This is a genomic window from Protofrankia sp. Cr2, from assembly GCF_963555885.1.
Classification (GTDB): domain Bacteria; phylum Actinomycetota; class Actinomycetes; order Frankiales; family Frankiaceae; genus Protofrankia.
Map to the genome: position 1 here is coordinate 17,913 of NZ_CAUVXG010000055.1, position 14,143 is coordinate 32,055.

The 14,143-nt window shown below is 68.9% G+C and carries 14 protein-coding genes; 9 read left to right on the forward strand and 5 right to left on the reverse strand.

Annotated elements, in window-relative coordinates:
- Positions 1–86 precede the first annotated feature (86 nt).
- Together U9978_RS19795 and recN are read left to right on the forward strand one after the other, a co-directional pair.
- Positions 87–974, forward strand: coding sequence for an NAD kinase (locus U9978_RS19795; protein ID WP_322762633.1), 888 nt, complete (start codon positions 87–89; stop codon positions 972–974).
- 57 nt (positions 975–1,031) lie between these two features.
- Positions 1,032–2,777 (forward strand): DNA repair protein RecN, encoded by a 1,746-nt coding sequence (recN, locus tag U9978_RS19800; RefSeq protein ID WP_322762634.1) that lies wholly within the window; start codon positions 1,032–1,034, stop codon positions 2,775–2,777.
- A 41-nt stretch (positions 2,778–2,818) separates the two neighbouring features.
- Here recN and U9978_RS19805 read toward each other — a convergent pair whose 3' ends face one another.
- Positions 2,819–3,124: a hypothetical protein gene (locus U9978_RS19805; protein ID WP_322762635.1), complete on the reverse strand. Its 306-nt coding sequence runs from the start codon at positions 3,122–3,124 to the stop codon at positions 2,819–2,821.
- A gap of 154 nt (positions 3,125–3,278) precedes the next feature.
- Between U9978_RS19805 and U9978_RS19810 the strand changes: the two genes are divergently transcribed.
- Both U9978_RS19810 and U9978_RS19815 read left to right on the forward strand, forming a co-directional pair.
- Complete coding sequence (locus U9978_RS19810; protein ID WP_322762636.1) at positions 3,279–5,060, forward strand: CTP synthase; 1,782 nt, start codon at positions 3,279–3,281, stop codon at positions 5,058–5,060.
- Positions 5,061–5,077: 17 nt separating this feature from the next.
- Positions 5,078–5,752 carry an NUDIX domain-containing protein gene (locus U9978_RS19815; RefSeq protein ID WP_416211054.1) on the forward strand — a complete coding sequence of 225 codons (675 nt, stop codon included), beginning with the start codon at positions 5,078–5,080 and terminating at the stop codon, positions 5,750–5,752.
- A 51-nt stretch (positions 5,753–5,803) separates the two neighbouring features.
- Here U9978_RS19815 and U9978_RS19820 read toward each other — a convergent pair whose 3' ends face one another.
- A complete protein-coding gene (locus U9978_RS19820; RefSeq protein WP_322762637.1) occupies positions 5,804–6,622 on the reverse strand; it encodes a PKD domain-containing protein in 819 nt (272 codons plus the stop codon).
- A 95-nt stretch (positions 6,623–6,717) separates the two neighbouring features.
- Positions 6,718–7,275 (reverse strand): hypothetical protein, encoded by a 558-nt coding sequence (locus U9978_RS19825; RefSeq protein WP_322762638.1) that lies wholly within the window; start codon positions 7,273–7,275, stop codon positions 6,718–6,720.
- Positions 7,276–7,607: 332 nt separating this feature from the next.
- On the opposite strand from U9978_RS19825, the gene U9978_RS19830 reads away from it, so the two are divergent.
- Positions 7,608–8,582: a tyrosine recombinase gene (locus U9978_RS19830; protein WP_322762639.1), complete on the forward strand. Its 975-nt coding sequence runs from the start codon at positions 7,608–7,610 to the stop codon at positions 8,580–8,582.
- 266 nt (positions 8,583–8,848) lie between these two features.
- Here U9978_RS19830 and U9978_RS19835 read toward each other — a convergent pair whose 3' ends face one another.
- On the reverse strand, positions 8,849–9,067 hold the full coding sequence (locus tag U9978_RS19835) for a hypothetical protein (RefSeq protein WP_131747529.1): 219 nt from the start codon (positions 9,065–9,067) through the stop codon (positions 8,849–8,851).
- Positions 9,068–9,639: 572 nt separating this feature from the next.
- Between U9978_RS19835 and npdG the strand changes: the two genes are divergently transcribed.
- A complete protein-coding gene (npdG, locus tag U9978_RS19840; protein ID WP_322762640.1) occupies positions 9,640–10,320 on the forward strand; it encodes an NADPH-dependent F420 reductase in 681 nt (226 codons plus the stop codon).
- A 101-nt stretch (positions 10,321–10,421) separates the two neighbouring features.
- Positions 10,422–11,219, forward strand: coding sequence for a helical backbone metal receptor (locus tag U9978_RS19845; RefSeq protein WP_322762641.1), 798 nt, complete (start codon positions 10,422–10,424; stop codon positions 11,217–11,219).
- A 121-nt stretch (positions 11,220–11,340) separates the two neighbouring features.
- Here the strand turns inward: U9978_RS19845 and panB are convergent, their stop codons facing one another.
- Complete coding sequence (gene panB, locus U9978_RS19850; protein WP_322762642.1) at positions 11,341–12,285, reverse strand: 3-methyl-2-oxobutanoate hydroxymethyltransferase; 945 nt, start codon at positions 12,283–12,285, stop codon at positions 11,341–11,343.
- Positions 12,286–12,758: 473 nt separating this feature from the next.
- Here panB and U9978_RS19855 point away from each other — a divergent pair, with 473 nt between their 5' ends.
- Complete coding sequence (locus U9978_RS19855) at positions 12,759–13,490, forward strand: TetR/AcrR family transcriptional regulator (protein WP_322762643.1); 732 nt, start codon at positions 12,759–12,761, stop codon at positions 13,488–13,490.
- Positions 13,491–13,912: 422 nt separating this feature from the next.
- On the forward strand, positions 13,913–14,143 hold a 231-nt coding region (locus U9978_RS19860; RefSeq protein ID WP_322762644.1), incomplete at its 3' end, for a hypothetical protein.

A 14,143-nucleotide genomic window follows, 5' to 3' on the forward strand; every position in this document is an offset into this window, starting at 1 on the left:
CCCGCCGGCGTACCCGACAGTGACAGCGGCGGTGACGGCCGGCCGGACATCTCCGGCCAGTACGGCCAGTCCGGCGAGGTTCGCGGATGAGCCGGGAAGTCCTGGTCGTGACCCATCCCCGCCGTTCGGTGGTGCGCGAGGTCGCCCAGCGCGTTCTGGACCAGTTCGTCGCCGCCGGAGTCGCGCCGCGGGTGCTGCGGGACGAAGCCGACCTGCTCGACCTGCGCTGTGACAACGTCGTCCCACCGGATGAGGCCGCGGCACTCGGGGTCGAGCTGGTCCTCGTCCTCGGCGGGGACGGTAGCCTGCTGCGCGGCGCGGAGCTTGCTCGCAGCGCCGACGCCCCGCTGCTCGGCGTCAATCTCGGCCATGTCGGCTTTCTCGCCGAGGCCGAACCGGACGCGCTGGAGTCCACGATCGACCATGTCGTCCGCAAGGACTACCAGGTCGAGGAGCGGATGACCGTCGACGTTACGGTCCGCCACCGAGGTGAGCTGACCTACCGTGGCTGGGCTCTCAACGAGGTGTCACTGGAGAAGGTCGACCGCTCCCGGATGCTGGAATGCGTCATCGAGATCGACAACCGTCCGCTGTCGCGATGGGGTTGCGACGGCATGATCTGTTCGACCCCGACCGGATCGACGGCGTACGCGTTCTCGGTCGGCGGCCCGGTCATGTGGCCGGGTGTCGAGGCCCTGCTGGTCGCGCCGATCAGTGCCCACGCCCTGTTCGCCCGGCCGCTGGTGCTGGCTCCCACATCGTCGGTCGCCATCGAGGTGCTGCCCTCGACCCCAGCCGTGCTGTCCTGCGACGGGCGGCGCTCGGTGGACGTCGCGGAGCACTCCCTGGTCGAGGTGACGCGCGGACGCCGTCCGGTGCGGCTCGCCGTGGTGCACCCGCGGCCGTTCACCGACCGGCTGGTCGCCAAGTTCGACCTGCCGGTGACGGGCTGGCGGGGCCGGACGAGTCGCTGAGTGCCAAATGGCGGTGCGCCCGCAACCGCGGGCGGGACGCGCCATAGAGTCACTTCTGTGCTCGAGGAAATTCGCATTCGCGGCCTCGGGGTCATCGACGACGCCGTGCTCGAGCTTGCGCCTGGTCTCACCGTGGTCAGCGGCGAGACCGGCGCCGGCAAGACCATGATTGTCCAGGGGCTCGGGCTTCTCACCGGCGGGCGTGCGGACGCCGGTCTGGTGCGTCCCGGTGTCGGTCGGGCCTTCGTCGACGGACGGCTGGTCACCCCGGCTGACGGCCCGGTGGCCGAACGCGTCAGGGATGCGGGCGGCGAGTGCGACGACGACGGTTTGATCATCGGGCGGACCGTGACCGCGGAGGGTCGCTCCCGTGCGCACGTCGGCGGTCGGTCGGTGCCGGCCAGCCTCCTCGCCGAGATCACCGACGGGTTGATCGCGGTGCACGGCCAGTCCGACCAGCAACGGCTGCTGCGGGCCGGTGAGCAGCGCGCCGCCCTCGACCGGTTCGCGGACGTCGCGGTCGCACGGCCGCTGACGGCGTACACGGCCGCCTACACGCGACTGCGTACGGTCTCCGCCCAGCTCGCAGAGATCACCGAACGGGCCCGGGAACGCTCGGCCGAGGCGGAGCTCCTGCGCAGCGGGCTGGCTGAGATCGAACGGGTGGATCCCCATCCCGGTGAGGACACGGCGCTGGAGACCGAGCTGCGCCGGTTGGAACACGCCGAGACACTGGTGCAGGCCGCCAGCAGCGCCCACGCGGTGCTGGTGAGCGACCCCGCGTTCGGTGACGGTACGCCGGGCGCTGCCGACCTGCTGGGCACCGCCAATCGGATGGTCGCCGTGCAGGCATCCCTCGATCCGGACCTGTCCGCTCTGTCCGATCGCCTGCACGAGGTCGGGATGCTGCTCGCCGACGTCGCCGCGGACCTCGCCTCCTACGCGGCCGGCATCGAGTCCGACCCCGGCCGTCTTGCCGCCGCACAGTCGCGCAAGGCGGCCCTTGCAGGCCTCGCCCGCGCGCACGGTACGGACCTGGCCGGGGTGCTGGCGTGGGCCGAGAAGGCCGGGCGGCGCCTGCTGGAGCTCGATTCCGACGCGGACCGGTCCGGCGCGCTGACATCCGAACGCGACGCGCTGGTGGCTGAACTCGGCGAGCGTGCCACCGAGATCAGCATGGCGCGGCGCGCCGCCGCCGACAGGTTCGCCGCGGCGGTGGCCGCCGAGCTCGCGGGCCTGGCGATGCCCAGAGCCCGGGTCGAGGCGGTCGTCTCCCAACGCGCTGACCTCGTGGGGATACCCGTGGATGGTCGGCTGCTCGCCTACGGGCCGACCGGGGTCGACGAGGTGGAGCTACGCCTGGTGCCGCATCCGGGTGCACCGGCCCGCCCGGTGCACAAGGGAGCCTCCGGCGGCGAGCTGTCTCGGATCATGCTCGCCATCGAGGTTGTGCTGGCCGCCGCGGACACGACGACGACCATGGTCTTCGACGAGGTGGACGCGGGTGTCGGCGGGCGGGCCGCGGTCGAGGTCGGCCGGCGCCTGGCCCGGCTCGCCCGGACCCATCAGGTGATCTGCATCACGCATCTCCCGCAGGTCGCGGCGTTCGCCGACCGGCATCTGGTGGTGCGCAAGGCCGATGACGGTTCGGTGACCCGCAGCGGTGTGCTGACCCTCGACGATTCCGGCCGGGTGCGGGAACTGTCCCGGATGCTCGCGGGCGTCGAGGAGAGCCCGCTGGCCCGCGGGCACGCCGAGGAACTGCTCGCGAACGCCGCCGCCGACAAGAAGGCCGCAGACTAGGCGCGTTGACCAGACGCGGTACCCGATGATATTGATCATCCTCAGAGGGCGCAGATGGGGGCGGCGACAATACGATCGTCCAGCTGGAACAGCCGGGGCCCGGTGTGCAGGACGACGCCGGCCACGAAACGGTCGGCGCGCTCGTCGCGGAGCCACCGCAGGTGCCGGCTCGCCTCCGCGCTGGGTGCGGCGACGGCCAGCCCTTCCGGGTTTGCGGCGTCAGGCAGGTGTCCGGGACCCGGAAGCGGTAGGTAGGAACGGTCGCCATCACAGCCGAAGTCACCTACCCCACATACGTGCGTAGGCGAGTGGTAGGTGGGAACGGTCACTATCATAACCGAAGCCACCTACCCCTCCGATCTGTGCCCGCGCCGTGCCGACAGCGGGTGCTTATATCGGTGACCTGCGCGCGAGCAGGCCGTGGGCAGGGGTGTTACCGTGAAATCCCGTGGACCGGCCGGGTACGGATCCGGCCGGCGATACCCACGGAAGGGTCTCAGCGTGGCGCAGGCGCACGTGACCAAGCACATTTTTGTGACCGGAGGTGTGGCCTCCAGCCTCGGCAAGGGGCTGACCGCATCCAGCCTCGGTCGTCTCCTGAAGGCACGTGGCCTACGGGTCACCATGCAGAAGCTTGATCCCTACCTCAACGTCGACCCCGGCACGATGAACCCGTTCCAGCACGGGGAGGTCTTCGTCACCGATGACGGTGCCGAGACAGACCTCGACATCGGCCACTACGAGCGGTTCCTGGACGTCGACCTCGACGGCAGCGCGAACGTCACCACCGGCCAGGTCTACTCGGAGGTGATCGCCCGCGAACGCCGGGGCGGCTATCTCGGGCAGACCGTGCAGGTCGTCCCGCACATCACCGACGAGATCAAGGACCGGATCCGCCGGCTCGCCACCGACGAGGTGGACGTGGTCATCACCGAGGTGGGTGGGACGGTCGGCGACATCGAGTCCCTGCCATACCTGGAGGCGATCCGGCAGGTCCGCCACGAGGTCGGCCGTGACAACGTCCTGACCGTGCACGTGAGCCTGGTGCCGTACCTGGCTCCCTCCGGCGAGCTCAAGACCAAGCCGACGCAGCACTCGGTGGCAGCACTGCGCAGCATCGGCCTCCAGCCGGACGCCGTGGTCGCCCGGTCCGACCGCCCGCTGCCGGACGCACTCAAGAAAAAGATCGCGTTGATGTGCGACGTGGACGACGAGGCCGTGGTCGGCGCGCCGGACGCGGTATCGATCTACGATATTCCGAAGGTGCTGCACCGTGAGGGCCTCGACGCCTATGCGGTCCGCCGCCTGGGCCTGCCCTTTCGCGACGTCGACTGGACCGAGTGGGACACTCTGCTGCGCCGCGTCCACAGCCCGGCCAAGATGGTCACCGTCGCGATCGTCGGCAAGTACGTCGACCTGCCGGACGCCTACCTGTCGGTGACCGAAGCGTTGCGTGCGGGTGGGTTCGCGGTGAACGCCCGGGTGGAGATCCGCTGGGTGCCCTCGGATTCCTGCTCGTCGGTGGAGACCACCGCATCCGCATTGGATGGCGTGGACGGCCTGCTCGTGCCGGGTGGTTTCGGCATCCGCGGTATCGAGGGGAAGATCGAGGCGCTGCGCCACGCGCGGATGAACGCGATCCCGGCGTTGGGGTTGTGTCTGGGCCTGCAGTGCATGGTGATCGAGGCGGCCCGCAACATGGCCGGGCTAGCCGGGGCGAACTCCACCGAGTTCGCCGCGGACACCCCGCATCCAGTGATCTCCACCATGGCCGAGCAGCGGGCGGTGGTCGCCGGTGAGCGGGACATGGGTGGCACCATGCGCCTGGGCCGCTACCCGTGCGTGTTGGCTCCGGGGACGGTGGCCCGGCGGGTGTACGGGGCCGCCGAGGTCGGTGAGCGTCACCGGCACCGCTATGAGGTCAACAACGACTACCGTGACCGGCTCACTGCCGCCGGGTTGGTGATCTCGGGGACCTCGCCGGACGGTCGGCTCGTCGAGGTCGTCGAGCTCACGACCGGGAACAATCCGTTCTACGTGGGCACCCAGGCACATCCGGAGTTCCGATCGCGACCGACCCGGGCACACCCGCTGTTCCGGGCGTTGGCCGCGGCGGCGGTGACCCATGCCGAACAGCGCACGGGAGTGCTACCGGTCGAGGTTCCGGCCGACATCACGGGCCACGACACTGCAAACCACGACACTGCAAACCACGAGATCGGCCCGCTGGACGGACGCGGACCGTCCAGAGGATGCGACGGAGAGGAACTGGTGTCGTCGTGAGCGGGTATCCAGGCGGGGTGGCGGCGAGCGAGCCCGCGGCGAACACCGTCGATCATGCGGGGGTCTTCAGTTCCGAGACCGGGCATCGCTATGAGGTCGTCGACAGCGACATCGCCTTCATCGGACGGATCATCTCGGTCCGCCGGGACGCGGTACGGATGCCCGACGGCGGGGTGTCCCAGCGCGATGTCATCGTGCACCCGGGTGCGGTCGGAGTCGTGGCGCTCGACGAGGCCGACCGGGTGGTGATGGTGTACCAGTATCGCCATCCGGTCCGTCGACCGTTGTGGGAGCTGCCCGCCGGAATCCTGGACGTGCCCGGCGAGCCGCCGGTCGAGGCGGCAGCACGCGAGCTTGCTGAGGAGGCGAACCTCACGGCCGGACGTTGGGACCTGCTGGTCGACGTCCTCGCGTCACCCGGCATGACCAACGAGGCGTACCGGGTCTTCCTCGCTCGCGACCTTGCGACGATTCCCCTGTCGGATCAGCATGTCCGCGTCCACGAGGAGGCGGACATGCAGATCGCGCGGGTGGATCTTGACAAGGCCGTGGGCCAGATCCTCGACGGTGCGATCACCAACGCCATGGCCGTTGTCGGTCTGTTGGCGGCGGCGACCGCCCGCTTGAACGGGTTCACCCGGCTGCGCCCGGTGGATGCGCCGTGGCCCGACCGTCCCCGTTCCGTCGGTTGACCGTGGGTGTCTGGCAGTTGTCCCGCCGGACGCCGGGCGGGAAGAACCGGGTCAGCGGTTGCCGGTGAGAACGCCGCTGGCCTCGTCCACGACGACGGCTGCGTTCGCCGTGAGCGTCACCGGGGCGAGCGGGAACGCCTGCCCGACGCCGGGTACGGCGAACGTCCCCTGCCAGGTCACCGTCAGCGTGACGGTGTAGGTCCCGGGTTGGCGGTAGGCGTGCGCGACGTAGGCGTCCGGGTGGTCCTTGGGCGAGATCGCCGGGTCGAACGGCCGGCCGGGTGCGTCAGGGCCGACGGTGTTGTCGCCGAAGTCCCACCGGTAGTGCGGCATTGCACTGATGGTGGCCAGCACCGGTTGGTCCACGTTGAAGGTGAAGCTCGGCGGCACCGGCGTGTAGAGCACGGTGGGCAGGTTGGCGAAACTTCGCCCGTTGGGCTGGACGACCAGAGTGGGTCTGGGTAGGGCCTGTTCTCGCAGGTAGTTGACCAGTGACGCTTGTACCTGCGCGAGCGTCGGAGCGGCGGCGATGGTCTTCGGGTCGCACAGCGCGTTGGTGTCCGCGGCGGCCTCCGGAAAGGCGGCCCAGAGTAGTAGCTCGAACTCGGTTGTTTCCGGACCGATGTTGCAGAAGTCGAGGCGGCCAGGGCAGTCCGCACAGGCGTCCGGTGTTCTGGCGGTTGCGGTGGTCGCGGGTACCTTGTGCAGCCGGCCACCGCTGAAGGTGTAGGCGTAGCCGCCGTCGGTGGCGCGGGTATCGCAGTAGCCCCACATGGTTGCGCACAGGGAGCCTGTTTGTGAGCCTGGTTCGGCGTGGGCCGCGGACGCCGTCGGCAGCACGATGGCGGCGACCAGCCAGACGACCACCATCAGTCGCCTTACAGTGCCGGCACCGCCGGCCGGTCCGCCACGCCTGCGGCGGCCTGGATTGGGGTGACACCGTTGGAGGTGACCCGGATGCGCCGTCATGACGGTCCCCTGGAGTACAGGAAGTTCTCGATGCGCCAGCCCGCGGCGGTCAGCCAGAGCATGGCCGTCGCGGCGCGCGGTGGTTGCGCCGGATAGGTCTTGATCACGTTACCGGTCGTGTCCAGCAGTCGAACGGCTCTGATGGCCACGGTCATCTGCGCGGTGATCGCCTTCTCGCCACTCGGGCCCAAGGTCAGCGGGCTGATGGCGAGCGGACCGACGTCGGTGTGTCCGCTCTGGCCGTGGAAGTTCTGGGTGACCCCGATGTCGAGCACGCAGGTCTGACATCCGGGCATCGCCGTCGCGCTCACGTCTGCCACGCGTCCCTCCAGACTGGCCTTGTTGATCTCCTCGAAGTATGCGTTGACTGTGGTCAGCGCCGTGTGCAAGGGGTCAGGGCCGCCCGAGGCAGGTGGCGTCGCGGCGGGCGTCGCGAGGTCGGTCCGGTCGCCCGATGGTGATGCGCTGCGCGTCCCGGCCGACTCCAGCACTTGCGCCTTGGGCGGAGCGGAGGCACCGGCTGTGGCCCCACCGCCGCCACAGCCGGTACCCATCAGGATGAGGGCTGCGGTCGGCAGGAGCCAGACGAATCGTAACTGTCTGCTTTCTGTCCGCACCATTGGAAGGATAGCCTCAAATCGTCATCGATGTGGACATGATCCGCAAAAATTGCTAAATCGCCTGTCGCCCGACTCGGGCGCGGGCGATCGGCGCGATATCGGTGGATGTTGTCCGTCGTGCACCTACACTCACCTCGATGGTGAGCGCAGACATACCGGATGGTTGCACGGCCGGCGATTCTGCTGTACATGGCGGCGCTGCTAGCCGTGCCGGCACAGCTGCTCCTCTACGTGCCGTCGGTGCTGCCGGTGCCGTCGGTGTGCGGATGAACACGCCGGGGGAGCCCGGGGCCATGGTGGAACGCTTCCTCGACCATCTGGAAGGTGAGCGGGGGCTCGCCCGCAACTCCGTCCTCGCCTACCGGCGTGATCTTCGCCGATACCTGGAACATCTGAGCGCTCGCCAGGTCCGGTCGTTGGACGACGTTGACGAGGCCGAGGTGGCGGAATTCGCGGCCACGCTGCGCGAAGGCGCGCCGGGACACCCACCACTCGCGGCGTCGTCCGTGGCACGGATGCTCGTCGCGGTCCGGTCGCTGCACCGGTTCGCCGTCCAGGAGGGCGAGGTCACCTGCGACGTGTCCCAACCGGTGCGCCCGCCGACGCCGCCACGCCGGCTGCCCAGAGCGCTCACGGTGGACCAGGTGGCGGCAGTGCTCGCCGCGGCGTCCGGCCCGGCCGGCGCGGCCGGCGGTGATCCGGTGGAGGGGAGCCGACGGCTGCGGGCTGTCGCGTTGCTGGAACTGCTGTACGGCACGGGCGCGCGGATATCGGAAGCCGTGGGTCTCGATGTCGACGACCTTGATCTGGACGGGGCGTCCGTGCGGCTTGAGGGCAAGGGCGGCCGGGCCAGGGTCGTCCCGCTCGGCCGGTACGCCCAGGACGCCCTGTCGGCATACCTGACCCGGGCCCGCCCGGTCCTGGCGAGTCGGCGGGCGTCCCCGGCGGTGTTCCTGTCCCGCCGCGGAACCCGCCTGTCGCGGCAGAGCGCGTGGACGGCACTGCGGGCGGCGGCGCTTACGGCCGGGGTGGACGGCGTGTCACCGCATGTGCTGCGCCATTCGTTCGCGACGCACCTGCTCGACGGCGGCGCGGACGTCAGGGTCGTACAGGAGCTGCTGGGTCACGCCTCGGTCAGTACCACCCAGATCTACACCTTGGTCACGGTGGACCGACTGCGTGAGGTGTATGCGACCTCGCATCCGCGGGCGCTCAGCAGCGAACGGCCGCGGCGGGGTTGATCGATCGGCCGAGGTGCCCCGGTCGAAGGCAGATGTGCCCCGGTTGAAGGCATCGGATAACGGGTCCGGTTCACGGGTAGGCGAAGGCCGACCGGGTGGCGGTGGTCTCCACTGCCTTCCGGCCGGCAACGCGGCGTGCACGTGCGCGTCCGTCAGATCGCGCGCCCGGAGGTCGTCGTCCCTGGGTCGCTGGAGGGCCGAAGGGCGCGCGACGATCGTCAGATCGCGCGCCCGGAGGCCGTAAGTCCCTGGAGCACTGACGGACGTCAGGACGGGGTGTAGGGCCCCAGGCTCGGCATGCCGTTGGATGGTGCCGGCGCCGGTACGCCGCCAACCCCACCCACGTTCTGTGTGCTGCGTTCGGCGAGCGTCTCACCGACCTTGCGTGCGATCGCCTCCATCAGGCGCAGTGCCTGCGGCAGCGACAGGTTGAGCACCACTTCGCTGTCGTTCGTCATCGCGAAGCGAACCGATACGTCCGCCATTGCTCGACCTCTCCCGCCTGACTCCGTGGATCTCACCGCTGTTCGTGGAATGGAACGGTACGACCCGTCATCGAACGACGCGCGCCCGGGGTTCCCCAGCACGCCATGGATATCACGCAATGTCATATCTGGTTCGCGAAGGGTTGCGGTCATGGAGCTGCTTACGTCGTTCACCTTCCGCTACTCCTCTGCCTGCTCGGGTGCCGTCTCGGGTGCAGTCTGGGGTGTATGGCCGGGTGTCCGGCTGGTACCGCTGCAGCTCCGAAACGACTCCGGCCCAGGGGGCCGCCAACCTCCCACGAAATGATCAAAGTTCGTAGCTGTCATGTTGTGAAGGCATAGTCCCGCATCCACCTGTGGGTCCGATAAGGGGGGGTACCTGAGAGTGAATCAAGGCGTGCGGCTATCCTCACGGTTGATTCCGCCGTATCCATCATTCGGGCCCGGCACCAGTGTCAAGCATCGCTGTCCAGCATCCTGCGGGCCTGACTGCCGAGCGGTGATCGAACTGGTCGGTGGCGAGCACCCGGCTTAGAGCGACCGGAAAGTGGGATGTGCGGCAGGATATGGCCATGGGTTCCCCTCACGATCTTCCTGACGTCTCGCTATTGACGATCTCCATTCTCGGCGGTACCGGCCCGCAGGGTCGTGGCCTTGGTCGCCGCCTCGCGATGGCCGGCAACCAGGTTGTGCTGGGCTCGCGCTCGGCTGAGCGTGCCCAGGATGCCGCTGCGCAGCTGAGTGCGGCGGGTTTGTCTGTCACCGGCGCGGACAACTCAGCCGCAGCCGCCCAGGGTGACATCGTGATTGTCGCCGTGCCCTGGGAAGGCCACGGGGAACTGCTGGTCAGCCTCCGCGCGGAACTGGCGGGTAAGATCGTTGTGGACTGCGTGAACCCGCTCGGTTTTGACAAGGGGGGCGCGTTCGTGCTGGCGGTCCCCGAGGGCAGCGCCGCCCAGCAGGCCGCGACACTGCTGCCGGACAGCACCGTCGTGGCCGCGTTTCATCATGTCAGCGCGGTGTTGTTGGCCGATGAGACGGTCGACGCGCTGGACACCGACATCCTCGTGCTGGGTGATGACCGCCATGCCACCGACACCGTGCAGGCCCTTGCCGCCAGGATCTCCGGGATGCGCGGTGTGTACGCCGGCAAACTGCGTAACGCTGCCTCGGTTGAGGGCCTGACCGCGAACCTGATCTCGGTGAACAGGCGCTACAAGGCCCACGCCGGTTTGCGTGTCACCGACGTCTGACCGACGTGCCTCCGTCGGAGTCCAGCGATCATGCAGGATCGTCCAGTAGGTGTCATCCTGGAAGGCGGACTCCACCGAATCTACGGGAGCGGGCGCGCACGGTGACGGCGGACGGCCGGGATGATCCCGAACTTGATGATCTTACGCGTGTCGTGGACGTGCCCGGCCAGGTTGCCCGCGTGGTGTCGCTCGTGCCGAGCCTCACCGAGGCCATCGCAGTCACCGCACCCGGGCTCCTGGTCGGGGCCACGGACTGGTGTGTTCGCCCGGCCGGACTCGACGTGGTGCGCGTACGTGGGACGAAGAACCCGGACCTGGCCAGGATCATCTCGCTCGCGCCGGACGTCGTCTGCGCCAACGCCGAGGAGAACCGGGTAGTTGATCTTGATGGATTGCGGGCGGCCGGGATACCCGTATGGGTGACCGCACCGACCACGGTGGATGCCGCGCTGGTGAGCCTCGATCGGATGTTGCGCCACGCCTGTGGGCTGGCTCGGCCCCGGTGGCTGGACGCCGCGCGCACGACCTGGGCGGCGCCCTACACCGGCGTCCGGCGGACCGCTCTGATTCCGGTGTGGCGACGGCCCTGGATGGCGGTGGGGCGCGACACCTTTGCCGGTGACGTGCTGCGCAGGCTCGGTGTCGACAATGTGTTGGCCGAGCATTCCGAGCGTTATCCTCGGATACGTCCAGACGATGCAGGCGTGGATGCCATGGCCGCCTGCGAGCTCGTGGTGCTGCCCGATGAGCCGTATCCGTTCAGCCCGACGGACGGGCCGGAGGCGTTTGGGGGAATGACCGCGGTATGTGTGTCAGGGCGCCACCTGACCTGGTATGGGCCATCGCTGGTGTCGGCCCGCGCGGTGCTCGGCGCCCAGCTCGCCCACCCGGTCGCCTGACTGGAACCTCTCGGCCTGACTGAAACCGGTGGCGGACGGGCGAACCGCCCGCCACCGGCATGCCGTTCCATGAACTGATACCGCTCAGCCAGCGATAGCTCAGCCAGAGATATCCGAGATATCAGAGATAACTGTGTTCGATCGTGGGGAAGGTGCCACCGCGGACCTCCGCGGTGAACCGCAGCGCCGCGTCCGCGAGCGTCGAGCGCAGGTCGGCATAGCGCTTGACGAACCGGGGGCCATTGCCCTCGGTGAGCCCTGCCATGTCCTGCCAGACCAGAACCTGCGCGTCGCAGTCGGCGCCCGCGCCGATGCCGATGGTCGGGACGGTGAGTTCCTTGCTCACCCGGCAGGCGAGATCCGAGGGGACCACCTCCAGCACGATGGCGAACGCGCCGGCTGCCTCCAGCGCGAGTGCGTCGGCGAGCAACGCGTCGCCGGCGTCCCCACGTCCCTGTACCCGGTAGCCACCGAAGACGTTCACACTCTGGGGTGTCAGCCCGAGGTGTGCCATGACCGGGATGCCGGCCGCGACCAACGCGGCGACCTGCGGCACCACCCGCGCGCCACCCTCCAGCTTGATCGCCTGGGCGCCGCCGTCCTTCAGGAAGCGCGCCGCGGTGGCCAGCGCCTGCTCCACCGATCCCTGGTATGACCCGAACGGCAGGTCCGCGACGACCATCGCGTGGGTGCTCCCGCGCGCGACCGCCCGTACCAGCGGCAGCATTTCCTCCACGGTGACCGGAACAGTGGTGTCGTAGCCGTAGATGACGTTGGCGGCCGAGTCACCGACGAGCAGCACGGGCACGCCCACGTCGTCGAAGATCCGAGCGGTGCTCGCGTCATAGGCGGTGAGCATCGCCCACTTCTCCCCGCGGTTCTTCGCCGCCTGCACGTCCCGGACGGTGGTCCTGCCCCGCCGTGGCCAGCTGCCACCCGGCGTGCCGGGTGGGGCCGCAGCCCCGGCCGCGTTCGATGCGGCTGAGGCGGTCGGCGCGCCGTACAGCGTTGCCGCCTCCACAGCCACCGAGGTGACCTGGGAACACACTCCTGCTGAGGTTTCCATCCGATCTCCTGTGAGTCCGTCCAGGCGCTGGCGCGTCCCGGCGTACCTACCATGCTGCCACCGTCGGCGGACGCACGCTCTGCGCGGTTCCGACCGCTTCCTGCTGATCTGGTCACCGGCCTGATCACCGGCCTGGTCACCGGCCTGGTCACCGGCCTGGTCACCGGTCTGATCGCCGCTCTGCTCACCGACCTCGCCGGGCGCGCGAAGTCGATCCATCCCGGTGGCGGCCTGTCAAACGGATGCGTCCGGACGCACTCCACCGTAGGCTTCGATCTTGAATTATCGAGGCACGCCCTGATGGTCGGGTCAACACGGCGGACGGCGGATTCGATGAGGCGTTGTGGGTACGGCGGGGCTGGACGCAGGCGGGTCCGGGCGATGCGACAGGCGATGCGAGGTGCAACGCGAGGCGCGATGCGTCGCAGGGACTCCGGGCATCCCCGGGGCGGCTCGCCAGCACGGTACGCGCGGTGACGATCTCGGCCGGGAGGCCGCCCGGATCGGCGCGGTCAACGGGAGCCGGTCCGACGTTCCGCCCGCCGGGGCGCCCACGGGACACCCGCTGTGATGAGGCGATTATCGACGCGACTTTACAGGCGCTCGCAGACAGCGGTTTCACCGGGCTGTCGATGGAGGCCGTCGCGGCGCGGGCCGGTGTCGGCAAGGCCACGGTCTACCGACGATGGCCGAGTAAGGATGTGCTGGTCTCGGACGCGCTGGCGACGCTGGCCAACGTGTCGGGGGGAGTCGAGACCGGATCGATACGCGACGATCTCGTCGCCTGGCTGAACACCGTGCGCAGGCACAACATCCAGACGCTGTCCGGGCGCATCATGCCCAGGCTGCTGGCGGAGAAGGAGGCTCACCCCGACCTCTTCGAGACCTACCGTGAGCGGGTCATGGCTCCGGCCCGGGAGCGGGTCGCCGCTGTCCTGCGTGGCGGCATCGCCTCGGGTGAGCTGTGTCCAGACATCGACGTTGAATTGATCACGGATATGTTGATCGGTTCTGTCGCGTACTGGCAGTACACCGGACGCTCGAGCGACGTCAGCGGTTCGCGGATCGTGGGCGTGGTCGACACCATCCTGCGGGGGATCCTCGCGCGGTCCGGCTCCGCGGTGAACGCCGGCGGCGTCGGGGTCGGTCCCACCGACATGAGGCGGCAGGATCCACCCGGTGACGTTATGGGGCCACCTCAGTAGCCGGCCGATTAGAGCGCCCGGAGCATGCTGGCGAGCTGGGGAGTGGCAGATGCATGAGGCCGGTCGCGCGCAGGCGGCGGTCGACCGGCAGCGCTGTGCTCACCCATTCCCGCAAGGATCATCGAGGGCTCTCCCAGCCCATGTCGATAACAACGGATGAACCATAGTTGCGGTTGATGCTGAATGGCTCGACTCTGCGACGTTTCGTGTGCAATGCTGCGCAACGTGAATCCACCTGTACCGGGCATAGGTGCTGATCTCGTGTCCGGGTAACAGCCTGGCTGTCTTCTGATCTCACCGGCGGGTACCTCGATGTGCCCGCGGTGATCTGTCGTCGGTGTTCTGTTCGTGTTGTTGTTTGCTGCGCGTTCATCTGAACGTGTAGGTCACCGTGCCTTTCTTTCGGGCTGCGCTGTTGTCCGGTGCTGTCCGCCGGCGTGGGTCAGTATCGGTTTTTTTCGTCGGTTTTTGTCGTCGGATTTTGGGGTGCCTTCATGCGCGGCCGGCTTTCTGCTGCTCGGTTCCTGCGTGCTTCTCGTCGGGTGTTCTGGCGGGCGTCACGGCGGGGGTTGGCGGTCATCTCGCTGGCGTTGGTGCCGGTGCTGATGGTGACCGGGATGGCGGTCGTGCAGACGGCGGGGGGCGGGCCGGGT